The organism is Afifella aestuarii (genome assembly GCF_004023665.1).
Classification (GTDB): domain Bacteria; phylum Pseudomonadota; class Alphaproteobacteria; order Rhizobiales; family Afifellaceae; genus Afifella; species Afifella aestuarii.
Map to the genome: position 1 here is coordinate 1,307,208 of NZ_SAUF01000001.1, position 14,141 is coordinate 1,321,348.

General features: G+C 65.2%; 12 protein-coding genes. 3 read left to right on the forward strand and 9 right to left on the reverse strand.

The window, feature by feature from the left end:
- Positions 1-9: 9 nt before the first annotated feature.
- The 3 genes from EO094_RS06110 to EO094_RS06120 all read right to left on the reverse strand — a co-directional run bounded on the left by EO094_RS06110 (position 10) and on the right by EO094_RS06120 (position 4,384).
- The gene (locus EO094_RS06110; protein WP_128291351.1) at positions 10-2,793 is read right to left on the reverse strand and encodes a WG repeat-containing protein; all 2,784 of its coding nucleotides are present in this window, start codon (positions 2,791-2,793) and stop codon (positions 10-12) included.
- Positions 2,794-3,100: 307 nt separating this feature from the next.
- Positions 3,101-3,787 (reverse strand): hypothetical protein, encoded by a 687-nt coding sequence (locus tag EO094_RS06115; protein WP_128291352.1) that lies wholly within the window; start codon positions 3,785-3,787, stop codon positions 3,101-3,103.
- Between the two features lie 195 nt (positions 3,788-3,982).
- The gene (locus EO094_RS06120; protein WP_128291353.1) at positions 3,983-4,384 is read right to left on the reverse strand and encodes a DUF2177 family protein; all 402 of its coding nucleotides are present in this window, start codon (positions 4,382-4,384) and stop codon (positions 3,983-3,985) included.
- Positions 4,385-4,627: 243 nt separating this feature from the next.
- Between EO094_RS06120 and EO094_RS06125 the strand changes: the two genes are divergently transcribed.
- From EO094_RS06125 to EO094_RS06135, 3 genes are read left to right on the forward strand one after another with little or no spacing between them, the layout of a single operon-like run.
- A complete protein-coding gene (locus EO094_RS06125) occupies positions 4,628-6,016 on the forward strand; it encodes an NAD(P)/FAD-dependent oxidoreductase (RefSeq protein WP_128291354.1) in 1,389 nt (462 codons plus the stop codon).
- The gene (locus EO094_RS06130; RefSeq protein WP_128291355.1) at positions 6,013-6,816 is read left to right on the forward strand and encodes a DUF1365 domain-containing protein; all 804 of its coding nucleotides are present in this window, start codon (positions 6,013-6,015) and stop codon (positions 6,814-6,816) included. Before EO094_RS06125 ends, EO094_RS06130 begins: the two co-directional genes overlap by 4 nt.
- Positions 6,813-8,030, forward strand: coding sequence for an SAM-dependent methyltransferase (locus EO094_RS06135; protein ID WP_128291356.1), 1,218 nt, complete (start codon positions 6,813-6,815; stop codon positions 8,028-8,030). Before EO094_RS06130 ends, EO094_RS06135 begins: the two co-directional genes overlap by 4 nt.
- Before the next feature lie 3 nt (positions 8,031-8,033).
- Here EO094_RS06135 and EO094_RS06140 read toward each other — a convergent pair whose 3' ends face one another.
- The 6 genes from EO094_RS06140 to EO094_RS06165 form a co-directional block, all read right to left on the reverse strand.
- Complete coding sequence (locus tag EO094_RS06140; RefSeq protein WP_128291357.1) at positions 8,034-8,819, reverse strand: SDR family NAD(P)-dependent oxidoreductase; 786 nt, start codon at positions 8,817-8,819, stop codon at positions 8,034-8,036.
- A gap of 110 nt (positions 8,820-8,929) precedes the next feature.
- Positions 8,930-9,421 (reverse strand): TlpA family protein disulfide reductase, encoded by a 492-nt coding sequence (locus EO094_RS06145; RefSeq protein WP_128291358.1) that lies wholly within the window; start codon positions 9,419-9,421, stop codon positions 8,930-8,932.
- On the reverse strand, positions 9,421-10,146 hold the full coding sequence (locus tag EO094_RS06150; RefSeq protein WP_128291359.1) for an ABC transporter ATP-binding protein: 726 nt from the start codon (positions 10,144-10,146) through the stop codon (positions 9,421-9,423). Before EO094_RS06150 ends, EO094_RS06145 begins: the two co-directional genes overlap by 1 nt.
- 3 nt (positions 10,147-10,149) lie before the next feature.
- Positions 10,150-11,322 (reverse strand): ABC transporter permease, encoded by a 1,173-nt coding sequence (locus EO094_RS06155; protein WP_205649832.1) that lies wholly within the window; start codon positions 11,320-11,322, stop codon positions 10,150-10,152.
- The gene (locus EO094_RS06160; protein WP_128291360.1) at positions 11,309-12,601 is read right to left on the reverse strand and encodes an ABC transporter permease; all 1,293 of its coding nucleotides are present in this window, start codon (positions 12,599-12,601) and stop codon (positions 11,309-11,311) included. Before EO094_RS06160 ends, EO094_RS06155 begins: the two co-directional genes overlap by 14 nt.
- A gap of 2 nt (positions 12,602-12,603) precedes the next feature.
- Positions 12,604-14,091, reverse strand: a complete 1,488-nt coding sequence (locus tag EO094_RS06165; protein ID WP_128291361.1) for a Fe-S-containing protein — start codon at positions 14,089-14,091, stop codon at positions 12,604-12,606.
- Between the last annotated feature and the right edge of the window lie 50 nt (positions 14,092-14,141).

A 14,141-nucleotide genomic window follows, 5' to 3' on the forward strand; every position in this document is an offset into this window, starting at 1 on the left:
TGGGCCGCCTCAATGCTTGCTGCCTTTGTCGTCTGCACGTTGTTCGGACGCATCGTTTTCGGATGCCCCGTCGTCGGGCGCATCGCCGCTCGCGTCGGTTTCGCAGGTCACTTCGTCCGGCCAAGTGCGGTTGCCGTTCCCATCCTCGACGATGATGTTGCCGCATTGGGCGGCGAAGCGGATCGTCGGCTCGCCCTCCTTGTCGATGAAGAAGAGATCGCCGTCGCGGTCGACCACGAGGGCCTTTCCTTCGCTGAAGGATTTTGCGGAGAGGTAGATGGCGGGCGTGGCGCGCGTACCGTCGCGGCGGAGGTAGCCGAGCCGGTTGCCCGAGATGTCGAGGCGCCGGAAATAGGCGAGCCCCTCGCTCATCGGCCCAAGCGTTTCGAAGAACGGGCCGATGACCTTGTTGCCGTCGGCATCCATGAAACCGACTTTGCTGGCCTCTTCGTCGCGATAGGCGACCAGACCCTCGCCGCCCGTTTCCTCGCGCAGGGCGTAGCGCCCGTCGATGCGTGCGAATTCTTTGCCCTCGCGGTCGATGAGCGTGGTCTCGCCCTCCTTGTCTAGGGTGCGGGCATAGCGGTCCATGCCCGGGATCGGCACGGTCGCGTCGGCATTGAGCGAAAGGATGTTGCCATCGGCACCGACGAGCAGCGTTTCGCTGCGGTCATAGGCACGCGCCACACGCTGCGGCAGGACGAAGTCCAGCCTTTGGGTGAAACGCGGGGGAACCCGCCATGCGCCGCTCGCATCGACGGCGCCCTGGCCGGAGCGGAAGGTCAGGATCGCCAAATTGCCCGCGGTCGTGACGTCTTCCGGATTGCCGTCCGCCTGCATGCGCGTCTCGCCTGACTCATCGAGGAGAAGGGCGCCGCCGTCCGCCGGGCGAACCAGGAAGCCTCCGCCCGGCATCTCGGTCGGTCTCTCGCCGAGGCCGTCAACGATCACCCGCTTTTCGCGGGGGGAGGCGAGGGCATAGGTTTGCTCACCGTCGACCCGGTGCTCGAGAAGATAGAGGCCGGAGGCAAGACGTTTGGGCTCGAGCGAGATGGTCTCGTCCGGATCGATCACCCATCCGCCATTGCGGTCGATGATGCCCCAGTGACGCCCTCCGTAGGTTGGCGCGGCCTTCTTCGCCGGGGCGAAGCCGTCTGCGAATTCGCCGATCTCGACGAATTTCGGCTCGCCCACCGTTTTGCCCGCCGCGATATCCCAGAGGCCCGCACGCGTGCTCCGGGTGTCGGGATCGCGCTCGCGATAGGTCAGGATGCCATCCGCCATCTTGTCGCGGCCGCGGAAGACGGCGCGCCGCACCGGATGCTCGCTGCCATCGGCGGCGACGATCAGCCCGTCGTCCTCGGACGGTTTCTGGGCGAGCGCATAGCCGTCATGGAAGGAGGCAAGCTGCCGGTAAGCCGGCTCAACGACCCAGTCGCCATCGGCCGCGATGGCGCCGTAAAGATCGTTGTCGGCGCGCACGACGAGCGGACCTTCGTCAGCATAATAGGCGTCGATGTCGGACCAGTCCGCGCGGGTGACGATCTCGCCCTCGTGGGTGAGGATCGCAGGCGGCGCATTTCGATCGTTCGGGCGCAAGGTTGCAAGCGGCAGGCTTTCCGCCTTGCCGTCGGCAGCGGACACCGGCGAGATGGAATAGACGTCAAGCTTTGCCAGCGTCTCGTCGTCGAGAAGCGGTGTGCCATCCGGGCCGAGCGCCTGGATTGCACCTTTGTCGTTGTCGTAGATCCACAGCGTATCGCCCTGCTCGCGCGCATAGCCGATGTCGGGAAAGTCTCTTTCGACGACCTCGCCGCCGGCACGGGCGATGATCACGCCGTCTTCGGTCTGGAAATAGGTGGAGGTCTCGTCGGACTTGATCTCCCGCGTGCCCTTGCCGAGTTCGGCAAGCGTGTTGCCCGCCGCGTCGAGCAGCAGCTCGGTGCGGCCCTCGGTTCTGGCGCGCCAGGTGCCGGGTGCGATCAGCCTGAGGCCGCGGAAGAAGGTGTCGTTCAGGGGCTTGCCGGTGGCATCCACCAGCTGCCAGCCGTCTTCGCGGTCGACGGCGAAGGTTTTCCCGTCGGTGATCGGCAGTTTTTGTGTGCCGAGCACCTCCGGCGCGACAACCCACGCGCCGTCCATGCCGAGAAGGCCCCAGGAGCCGAGATAGCGGCTTTCGCGGATCTGGACGAAGACGCCGTCCTCGATGAAGGGGGCCGGCTCCACCCGCATGGTGCCGTCAGGCAGGGAGAGGGATTTCGTGGTCGCTGCGTCCCACACGACGGGCGCAAGCGGCGCCTCAATGGGGGTGAGCTGAACTTCCGCCTGGTTCGCCGGCTCGAGATAGCGCGCGCCGAGCGGAAAACGCTTCAGCACGGCGCCGGTCTTGTCGATCAGGCTGATCGCCTCTTCCTTTTCGACGATGGCGACGCCGGCGGCGTTGAAGGAATGGGCGGCGTCATATTGCGGCTCGATCGCAAAGGCGCCGGATTTGTCGACATAGCCCCATTTGCCGTCGAGTTTCACCGCGGCGAGGCCGTTGGCGAAGGGCGCCGCTTCCGTAAAGCGCGGGGCGATCGCCATTTTGCCGTCGTGGTCGAGATAGCCGTAGACCGGCGCACCATCGAGCGGGCCGGTGGGAACGAGCGCCAGACTATCGTGGAAGCTGTGGAAGCAGCCCGCCACATCTTTTTGCCATTCACAGCTCCGCGGCCAATTGTCGAGTGCGAAAGCGGGGGATGCGGCGAGGGCGGCCGCAACGAGAACTGAGGCGCGGAGCCTGGCGCAGGTCATGGGCTCTCCCGGTCATGCCGATGCCTCCGCAGGCGCAGAACGACATCGGTCGAATGGAAAGATCAACGCACCGGCGCGCCGGCACTATGGAAGGGCCGGCTGTGTAGCATCGCGGCTCAGGGAGCTGTCAATTCGTCACAGTTGAAATTTCGAAGTCATTCTTCCGGCTTCGAGATTCGTGGCTTTCTCATGACGCGGGAGGAATGGTGGCAGGTCCGGGTCGCCGGGAGGGAGGCCCATAAAAAAGGCCCCGCCCGCGACCGCCGCAGCGGCCGCAGACGGAGCCCTTGGCTCGTGCCTTGATGGGTTACTGGCTCGTGCCCGACGAGCTATCGCCGCCGTTCATCGAATCGTTCTTCATCGAGCCGCTATCCGTCGCGCCCGAGCGCTGCTGCTTGTCCATGACGTCCGAGGCGCGGCTTTCCGGCGTTTCGCCGCAGGCGATCAGGGTGCGTTCGACCGGCACCTCATAGAAGCCACGCATGGCGACGACTCTCGGATGCCCGGATTTGTCCTGGCTGCTCGCCATGCCCGACGTGGCGCTGTCGCTGGAGGTGCTGCTGCCGTCCGAAGACATGCTGCCTGTGTCCGATGACATGGCGTTGCTGTCCGAGGTCATGTCGCTGGTGTTCGTGTCGGCCCCCATACTGCCGGAGGTCGTGGTGTCGGAGCTCATCCCGGACGAGGTCGATGTCGTGCCGCTCGTGCTGGTGGACGTTCCGCTCGTGTCCATGGAGCCGCCGCGCTCCTTCTCTGCCGCCGAATAGCCGGCGATGTAATAGAGCACGCCCGGGACGGCGGCCCGATCGAGCGCCGTCACCTCGCGGCAGGTGATGTCGGACGGGCTCTTGTCGCTGCCCATGTTGCTCGTGGCGGAGGTGGTCGTGCCGCTGCTTGTGCCGGTGGAGCCGCCGCTCGTCTGGGCGAGTGCCGGAGCGGCGCCAAGCGCACAGGCCAGTGCGGTGACGGAAATACCAAGAAGATGTTTCGACATGAGGTCCTCCCATTGTTGCGTGGAGCGGCGCCTTCGCGAGGGCGAATGGCGCCTGCTTGCGACGCAGAACCAATGAGAGGTCGGGGCCGGAGTTCCTGAGAAAATAGCTGTGCGGCTAAGCGCTTAGAGGCGTTTTTCAGGGCTCTGATACCCGCGGGCGCAGGGTTCCGCGGCCTCTGCCGACATTGCGCCGGCTCAGCTGATCCAGCGGGTCAGAAGATAGCCGATCAGCGCCGAGAAGCCGGTGAGGAAGGTGCCCCAGCAGATGTCGACGATGCTGACGGAGGCCGGCCAATCGCGCAGGGTGGCGAGGTTGGTCATGTCGTAGGTGCCGTAGGCGATGAAGCCGAGGATGGCGCCGGCGACGAGGGCCGTCGTCCAGCCGCCGCCGTTGATGGCCGGCCAGACGGCGAAATAGATGATGCCGAAGACATAGACGAGATAGAAAAGGCCGGCGACGGCGAGATCGGGTTTTGCCGCCATCAGGTCGCCCAGCCGGTCCTTGTAGAAGGTGCCGCCCATCTGGCTCAGCCACACGAAATCGAGGCCGAAGAAGACGATTGCCGTCGCAATGTAGGCGGTGAGAGATGTGGGCATGGAACGATCCTTTCGGGGCGACCTGGCAGGTGGGGCGACTTGGAGTGACGCGTGTGCTCGAGAATACATACGCGCAAGGGGCCGTGCCAGTTCAGGCGACACTGGAAAAATCGACGGGAAGAAAAATCCACCGGCGGAAAAATCCACGGGCGGAAAAATCGGCCGGCTTTCGTGTGCGCCACCAAAGTCGGACGCAGGATTTTTACCTGAAGCCGTTATCGTGGCCGCACGGAAGGGGCGGACATGCAGCGATTCGTGAATGACGGGCCGGAAACGGCGACCGGGGAGGCCGAGGGCGGCAAGGTCGCGGTGATCGGCAGTGGGATTTCGGGCCTCTCGGCCGCCTGGCTCTTGCGCCGGAGCGGGCGGCAGGTCGTGCTTTATGAGGCCGAGGGGCGGCCGGGCGGGCATTCCAACACCGTGGTGCTGCCGCCGGACAAGGGCGGGATCGCGGTCGATACCGGCTTCATCGTCTACAACTCCGCCAATTATCCCAATCTCGTCGCCATGTTCGAGCATCTCGGCGTGGCGACGGAGGCCTCCGACATGTCGTTTGCCGCCTCGCTCGACGGGGGGCGGCTGGAATATTCCGGCACCGGCCTCAACGGGCTCTTCGGCCAGCGCAGCAATCTCGTGAAGCCGCGATTCTGGTCGATGCTGCGCGATCTCTTACGCTTCTACCGCGAGGCGCCGGCGCTGATCGGACAGGAGAGGGCGCTTTCTCTGACGCTCGGGGATTACCTGTCCGAAGAGCGTTACGGCGAGCCTTTCGTCAAAGACCATCTTCTGCCGATGGCGGCGGCGATCTGGTCGACGACGGCGGAGGAAATGCGCGCCTATCCGGTTCTCGCTTTCGTGCGCTTTTTCGTGAGCCACGGCCTGTTGCAGCTGAAGGACCGGCCGGCCTGGCGCACGGTGAGTGGTGGCAGCCGCGAATATGTGGCGCGCATGCTCGATGGCTTCGGCGCCGACCTTCGGCTCGGCACGCCGGTCGTCGAGGTGACGCGGCAGGCGGACGGTGTCACCGTCGTCGACGACACGGGCAACCGGGACCGCTTTGCGGCCGTCGTGATCGCAGGTCACGGCGACCAGGCGCTCAAAATGCTGGGCGATGCCGATGCGGAGGAGCGCGCCACGCTGTCGGCCTTCTCCTACACGCAGAACCGCGCCGTTCTGCACCAGGATGCGCGCCTGATGCCGCGGCGTCAGCGCGTGTGGTCGAGCTGGAACTATGTCGGCGAGACGGTTGCGGAGACGGCGGAGGGAGCAGACCCGAAACTGTGCGTCACCTATTGGATGAACCGGCTGCAGAACCTCGATCCGGCCTGTCCGCTGTTCGTGACGCTCAATCCGGTGCGCGAGCCGGCTGCCGAGAGCGTGATCGAAGAGTTTTCTTATCAGCATCCGCTGTTCAATTCGGCCGCCTTGCAGGCGCAGCGCGAGCTCTGGCGTCTGCAGGGACGCCGCAACACCTTCTTCTGCGGCTCCTATTTCGGTTACGGCTTCCACGAGGACGGGCTGCAGGCCGGGCTTGCCGCCGCCGAGGCGCTTTCCGGGGCGCGCCGGCCGTGGAACGTTGCCGCACAATCTGGTCGGATCACGCTTTCGCCCCATCTTGAGATGGCGCAATGACCTTTCGATCTGCCATCTATGCCGGCGATGTGGTGCACAGCCGGATGCGGCCCCGCCGCCACCGCTTGCACTATCGCGTGTTCTCGCTGCTCGTCGATCTCGACGAGCTCGAGAGCCTCAGCCGGCGCTTGCGTCTTTTCGGCTATAACCGCTTCTCTTTGTTCAGCTTTTACGATGCCGACCATGGCCGTGGAGAGGCCGGCGGCTTGCGCCGTTGGGTGTCGGAACGGCTCACAGAGGCGGGCATCGATGCCGAAGGCGGGCGGGTCGCGCTTCTCACCTATCCGCGGGTTCTGGGTTATGTCTTCAACCCGCTCAGCGTCTATTTCTGCTACGATGCGAAAGATCGGCTCGTTGCGATCCTGCACGAAGTGTCGAACACGTTTTCCGAAAAGCACACTTATGTGATCCCGGTGACGGGGGAGGTGCAGGAGACGATCGAGCAGGCCTGCGACAAGCTCATGTATGTGTCGCCGTTCATTCCGATGGACTGTCGCTATCACTTCCGCATCGCGCCGCCCGAGGAACGCGTTCTCGTGCGCATCGCCGAGGAGGATAGTGAGGGGCCGCTCCTCATCGCCTCGTTCGCGGGGGAACGGCGCGCCATGAGCGACCGGGGGCTCTTCAAGGCCTTCATGTCCCATCCGCTGATGACGTGGAAAGTCACGGGTGGCATCTATTACGAGGCGCTGCGCCTGTGGTGGAAAGGCATGCCGCTCTTCCGCCACGAGAAGGCGCCGCAGCGCTACGCTTCCACGATCGTCCTGCCGCAAGCCCAAAATGGAGACAATCCGCAATGAGCCACGCCGAACGCCGGTCCTCATCATGGCCGGCGCTCCCCGCCGCTCTTTGGTCGCGCCTTGCCCGCCAGATCGTCGACCGGATTGCGGTCGGCGAGCTGACACTGCATTTCCCGGACGGCAGCCAGATGACGGCCGCCGGCGCAGCCGCAGGTCCGCACGCCGTCATGCATATCCATCGCGGCCGGTTCTTTCTGCGCCTTCTCAACTCAGGCGCGATCGGGCTTGCCGAGGGTTACATCGCCGAGGATTGGTCGTCGCCCGACCTTGAAGCGGTGCTGGAGCTCGCGCTTCTCAACGAGCCGGCCGTCGGCGATGCCGTGGCGCTCAACCGCCTGCAGGGGGCGTGGGAGCGCCTGCGCCATCTCGGCCGGGCGAACACCCGGCGCGGCAGCCGGCGCAACATCGCGGCGCATTACGATCTCGGCAACGAGTTTTACCGACGCTGGCTCGACGAGACGATGACCTATTCGGCGGCGTTATTCGCGCGCTCCGACGTGGATCTCGCCGAGGCGCAGCGGGCGAAATACCGTCGCATCATCGATATTCTGAAGCTGAAACCCGGCGAGCGGGTGCTCGAGATCGGCTGCGGCTGGGGCGGCTTTGCCGAGATCGCTGCGAAGGAGGCGGATTGTCATGTGACCGGGCTCACCCTGTCACGCGAGCAGGCGGCCTTTGCGCGCGAGCGGCTCGCCGGTGCGGGGCTCGGTGAGAAGACGGAGATCCGTCTGGAGGATTACCGCGATACGGCCGGCTCCTACGACAAGATCGTTTCCATCGAGATGTTCGAGGCGGTGGGCGAGGCGAACTGGGCGACCTTTTTCAACGTCGTCCATCGGCGGCTGAAGGAGAACGGCCGTGCGCTCATCCAGGTGATCACCATGGACGAGGGTCGTTTCCAGCATTACCGCAAGAATGTCGATTTCATTCAGCGCTACGTCTTTCCGGGCGGGATGCTGCCGCCGCGCTCCGCTTTCGAGAGCCATGCGCGCGAGGCGGGGTTCGAGGTCGGCGACGCCTTCTTTTTCGGGCGCGATTATGCCGAGACGCTGCGGCGCTGGGAGAAGGCGTTTCTCGCGCATTGGCCGGCGGTTTCCGAGCTCGGCTTCGACGAGCGCTTCCGCCGCCTGTGGCGCTATTATCTCACCTATTGCGCCGTCGGCTTCAAACGCGGGCGTGTCGATGTCGGCCAGTTCCTCTTGGCGCGGGGCTGAGCCTCATTTGGGGATCATGAACCGCGTCAAAAGGAAGAGAAGCGGGTAGGGGAGCGCGCGCAGGAATTTCATCGAGAGCGCCATCTGCCAGGGGAAGACGATCTCGAAGCGCTTCTTTTCAAGTCCTGAGACGATGGCATCGACAGCGCGATCGACCGGGATCAGGAAAGGCATCGGGAAGCTGTTCTTTTCGGTGAGCGGCGTGTCGACGAAGCCCGGATTGATGACGGTGATCGCCACGCCCTTGCGCTTCAGCTCCGGCTGGAGCGATTCCGCCAGGGCGATCAGCCCCGCTTTGGTGGCGCTATAGGCGGCCGCGGTCGGCAGGCCGACATAGCCGGCGACGGAGGCGACGATCGCGACATGGCCGCGTCCGCGTTCCATGAAGCGCGGCAGGAGGGGCCCGAGCCCATGGACTGCGCCCATCAGATTGACGTCGACGGTCTGGCGAAACTCGTCAGCCGAGAAATTCTCCGCCTTGCGCTGTTTGTAGGTGCCCGCGTTCAGAACGGCGAGATCGATGGGTCCGAGCGCTTCTTCGATCGCGGCGACGGCCTCGGCGGTCTTCTCCTTGTCGGTGACGTCGAGGGGGAAGGCGAGGATGTCGCCCTTCAGGCTCTCCGCCTCGGCGGCGAGGGCATCAAGCTTGTCGGCGCTGCGGGCGCTGACGGCCACCTTCCAGCCTTCGCGTGCGAGCCGCAGCGCCAGGGCCCGGCCGATGCCGGTGCTCGCACCTGTGATCCAGGCATTGCGCCTTGCATGCTGGCCTCGCGTCGATCCGATTTCCATGCGGTCTCCCTGTTATGCGGCCTCGCCGCGCCGCGTCAGCCTTTGAAAGTGTCGCGGCGCGGGGCAAGGGCAATGGGAGGAGCGTGCGACGCTCCCGCACAGATTGCGGATCAGAGCAGCGCTTCGACCTTTTCTTCGAGTTCGTCCTCGGTCATCGGGCCGGGCTTCCAGTCGCGGACGATGCCTTCGCGATCGACGATGACGGAGGTCGGAACGGCGATGACGCGGTAGCGCCGCGAGGTGATTTCGAGCTCGTCGGAAAGGAGCGGGAAGCTCACGCCGATGCGCCTTTGCGCGTCGTGGATGACCTTCTGGCTCTGGCCGACATTGACGGCGAGGATTTCAAAGCCGTCCTTCTTCAGGCGCTGATAGACCTTGTCGTGCTCCGGCATTTCGCGCAGGCAGGGGCCGCATTCGGCGCGCCAGAAATTCACCAGCACGACCTTGCCGCGGTAATCGGCGAGATCGACCGGCTGGCTGTCGTCGTTGAGCGCGGCGATCGCCGGGGCTTCCTGGCCGACTTCCGCCGTCTCGTCCTTCTTGTTGCAGCCGCAAAGGGCGACGGTCGTCGACAAAGCGAGGGCGGAGAGGAGCCGGATCATCACGCCACCTCGGAGGCACGGCGGACGCGGCGGCCGTGTTCGAACCAGATGGTGCGATCGGTGCGGCGGCCGAGTTCCGGATTGTGGGTGATGAGGACGATGACGCGGCCTTCACGGTGAAGCTCGGAGAAGAGCTCCATGACGAGGTGCTCGTTCTTGGCGTCGAGATTGCCGGTCGGCTCGTCGGCGAGGATCAGGGACGGCTCGTTGATGAGCGCGCGCGCGATGCAGACGCGTTGCTGTTCGCCGCCAGACAGCTGCGAGGGCAGGTGGTGGGCGCGGTCGGCGAGGCCGACACGTTCGAGCGCCCGCGTCGCCCCCTCTGGATCCACGACCGAATGGTAGTGCTGCGCCAGCATGACGTTTTCCTGAGCGTTGAGATACGGGATCAGGTGAAACTGCTGGAAGACGAGGCCGATGCGCTCGCGCCGCATCACCGCGCGCTCCTTCTCCGTAAAGGTCGACACGTCGATGCCGTCGAGGAGGTAGGAGCCCTCCGTCGGCGTGTCGAGGCAGGAGATGAGATTGAGGAAGGTCGTCTTGCCCGAGCCCGACGGGCCCATGACGGAGACGAACTCGCCGGCGCGAATGGTGAGGTCGATGTGATCGAGCGCGGTGACCGTGCCGAAGCGTTTGGTCAGGCCGCGCGTCTCGATTACGGGACGGGTATGGCTTTCGGAGTTCGTCTCGAACTCCTCCAGCTCGTCGCTCGAAGCCTGGAGCATGGTCTACTCTCCCTTCAGCACTTGCGCAGGAACGATGCGGATCGCTCTGCGGATCGGGACGATGGCGGCGGCAAGCGCCGCAACAAGCGAAATGGCGAGCGTTGCCGGCACCACGATGGCACGGAACGAGATCGCCGTTGAAAAGACCGCCTGACCGAGAAGCTGGGCGAGGCCGAAGCCGATGACGAGGCCGGCGGCGACGCCGATCAGAGACAGGGTGACGGTTTCGATCAGGAACTGGCGCATGATGGCGGAATCATCGGCGCCGAGCGCCTTCTGCAGGCCGATCTCGCGCCGCCGTTCCACGATCATCGCGGTCAGGGTGGAATTCACGCAAACGGCCGTGATGACGAGAATGATGCCGGCGACGAAGGCCATCAGCACTTTGATCTTGTCGAGAAGCTCGCCGTCGGATTGCGACACCTGGCGGATGGGGCGGATGTCGAGGTCGGGGAAATCGGCTTCGACCGTGCTCGCCAGCCTATCGGCCTCCTCGCCCTCCGCCTGGATGCTCAGCATGGCGAGATTGATGACATTCGGCATGCCGAGGAGTTTCTGGGCGAGCGAACGGTTGACGAGGATCTGATCGTCCTCCGCCTCGCCGGTCTCCACGATGCCGCGCACGGTGAGCTCGGTCTTGAAGGAGCCGTCGTCGTTGGAGACCTCGATGGTATCGCCCGGGTGAAGGCCGAGGCTTGCGGCGAGACGTTCGCCCAGCATGCAGCGGCGCTCGTCGAAATCGACGCCGATCCAATTGCCTTCGACCTGCCAGTAGGGCGAAATCTTCTGCGCGCCGGCAAAATCGAGGCCGGCGATGACGGCTTCGCGGTCCTCGACCCGCGCGACGCCGTAAAGGAAGGGCGAGGCGCCGACGAGTCGGTCGGCCGGGAGTTCGGCGATGAGCTTGCGGTAGGTTGCTTCGCTGAACGTCTTGTCGCCCTCCGCAGAGGCCGGCGCGACGATGAAGTTCGCGCCATAGGCCCTGAGCTCGCGGCTCATCTTGGCGGAGATATCGAAATAGAGGCTCGCGAGCGCCGCGATGACGGCCGCGCCGACGGCAATCGCCGTGACGGCGGCGAGAACGCGGCTGCGGCGCACCAGAAGCGCCCGCCAGAGAAGGCGCGCGCCCATGCCGCCACGGCGGACGGTGGTGGTTGGACGGTCAGCGGCGGCCATAAAGCGTCTCCACGGGAGCCAGAGCGGCAATGGTCCGCGAGGGCAGGACGGAGCCTGCGAGCGCGATCAGGATCGAAGCGATGACGACGACGAGGACGACGACACCGGGGAAGGTGATGGTGGCACCGAAGACGGTGAGGCCGATGATCTGCGAGAGGCCGGCACCGAGGGCGGCGCCGATCAGCCCGCCGATGATGCCGATGATGACGGCCTCGCCGAGGAAGAGCGACAGGATCGCCGTCTCCGATGCGCCGAGCGCCTTCATCAGGCCGATCTCGCGGCTGCGCTCCATGACGGAGGTGTTGAGAAGCGAGGAGATGGCCATCGCCGAGGAGGCGAAGGCGGCGAGCGCCACGACCGCCATCAGGAGCTGGATTTTGCCGATCACCACGCCTTCGCTGTCGGCGACCTGCCAGATGGGGCGCGCCGAGGCGTTGGGCAGGGCCTCTTCGATCTGGTGCACGATGGCGCTCACATAGGCGCTGCAATACCAGGTGTCGTATTGCTGCGCGTCGAGCGAGGAGGGATCGCTCCGCGCCTGACGGGAGAGCGAGTTCTCCGGGATCGTTAGCGCGCTGACGCTGACCGAGCCGACCTTGCCGGAAAGGCCTGCGAGATCCTGGGCGAGAGCGAGCGGGGCGACGATGCCGCCGGCTTCTTCCTCGCTCGCCGCGACGATGCCGCTCACGGTGACGTTGCGGCTTTTGCCCTCGGCGGAGGTGAGCGTGAGCGTCGCGCCGGGCTTGAGGCCTCGCCTATCCGCGAGCGTTTCGCCGACGAGAACCTGATTGAGCGAATCCTCTTCCGGCCAGGTGCCCGTCACCTGCCAGAAGGGATGCGTGACGGTGACGCCGGTGAAGAAATTGTCGAAGCCTTCGACCGGCATCAGCTTGTGAAAATAGGTGCCGATCAGGGGCACATGGTCGTCTTCGGCGCTGCCGAGCGTGACGGGCAAAGTGAGGAAGGGAGTGAGGCCGGTGATGTTGTTGCGCCAGAAGATGTCCTTGATCTTCGGCAGGTCGGCCTCGTTCAGATAATCACGGCCGCTCAGGGGGTTGTAATTGACGCCGCCGATCGTGAGCGGGATGGAATCGCTCTTCGGCACGACCTTGATGTTGGAGCCGTAGGCCTTCATCTCGCGGGCCATCTTGTCGCCGACGTCGATCGACAGGCTGGCGAGCGCCGTCATCAGCGTGGTGGCGAGAACGATGGTGAAGATCGCCAGAAGCTTGCGGCGCCAGTCGCGGCGGAAGGATTGCTGGAGGAGGCGTGTGAACATGATCAGTCCTCCGGCTGCCAGCTGACGCGGGCAGGTGCGAGCGGTTCGTGGCTGTATTTCTCGGGCGCGTCGCGGAACGCGTCGTAGGAGTCCTCGCCGGTGAAATAATAGGTCCGGCCTTCGAATTCGAAGCTGAACGGCGCGTCGGTGTTGACGAGAGTCTCGCCGGTGACGGGATCGGTCACATCGGTGGAGACGACCTCGGAGAAGAAGCGGGCGCCTTTTTCGAGCTCCAGCTGCGCGATGACGATGTCGCCGTTCGCTTCCTCATGCTTCAGCGGGATCGGATTGCAGCCGCCGGCCTTGCCGATCGAGGGCACGAAGATGCGCACGTTGCAGGCGATGCAGATGATTTCGTTGCCGCGCTGGATATAGCCTTTGTCGCCACAGATCATGCAGGCATCGTAGACCACGCCGATGGCGACATGCTCTGCGTCAAAGCGGTTGATGAGGAAGAACCGCACGCGGTGGCCGTCGCTGGAGACGTAGGCGAAACGGTGCAGCGTGCCGTCCTTCACCTGATCGACCGGGATGCGGACGGTGCCGTCGTCGTCGACGGTGACGGGCGTCGCCTCCGAAAGGCGGGGCGGCTGCGAGGCGTAAAGGTCGTAATAGAGCATCGAGGCGACGATGAAGGTCATCGCCGCGGCCAGTCCGCGGAACCAGCGCCGCTCGCCGAGCGCAAACGCCTTCAGCTTGCGCCGCTCGGTGCGCGCCTGCCCGGCGAGGTCGTCGCTCAGCGTGGCAGGGCGTGGCGCGCGCAGAAGGAAGACGGCGCCGAGGACGAGGGCCAGGACGAGTTCGGCGTAAACGGCTGCCTCAGCGTAATAATCGGCCTTGGCGACGAGCGAGACGCGGGCCGAGGTGACCTGCAGCCAGCCGACCTGCAGAAGGCCCAGCATGACATCGCCGCCCCAGACCGCCGCCTCGATGAGGACGGCGAGAACGAGGAGGCCGAGGCCGATGAGCGGCGTGCGGCTCGCGGCGTGGCTGACGGCGGCGGCGAAGGCGCCGAGGGCGGCCGCCGCGATGGTCACGGCAAGGACGTTGAGGATGAGCTCGGTGTTGAGGACGCTCGTCGCCGTCAAGGCATGGGTGGTGGTGTCGTCGGCGAAGACGAGCGCCGCCTGTGCCGTCAGGATCGCGACGAGAAGCGCGAAGATCGGCAGCGCGACGAAGCGCGCCGCCGAAAAGCGCAAGGCGAAGGGGGCGGAAAGAAGAGCCAGGAGGGCGGCGGCCAGACACGCGCCCTCCATGACCATCTTCGCTTCCGTCAACGCCGCCGCGCCGTCCGCCCAGAAAAAGGCGAAAGCGCCGATCGCAATTCCTGCGATCAGCGCCGGCACGGCGATGAAGGTGAGGTGACGACGCAGCCTTTCTTCTGCGGCGAGCGTCGTTCTTGCCGCTTTCAGAAGAAGGCCCGCATAAAGCGCCGCTATGAACGTGGCGGGCCCGAAGGCGCGAAACATATCGGCGAGATAAAAACTCACGTCATCCCTCACTCACGCCCCAGGCCCCGCTTCGAAAAGCGGAGCCTGAC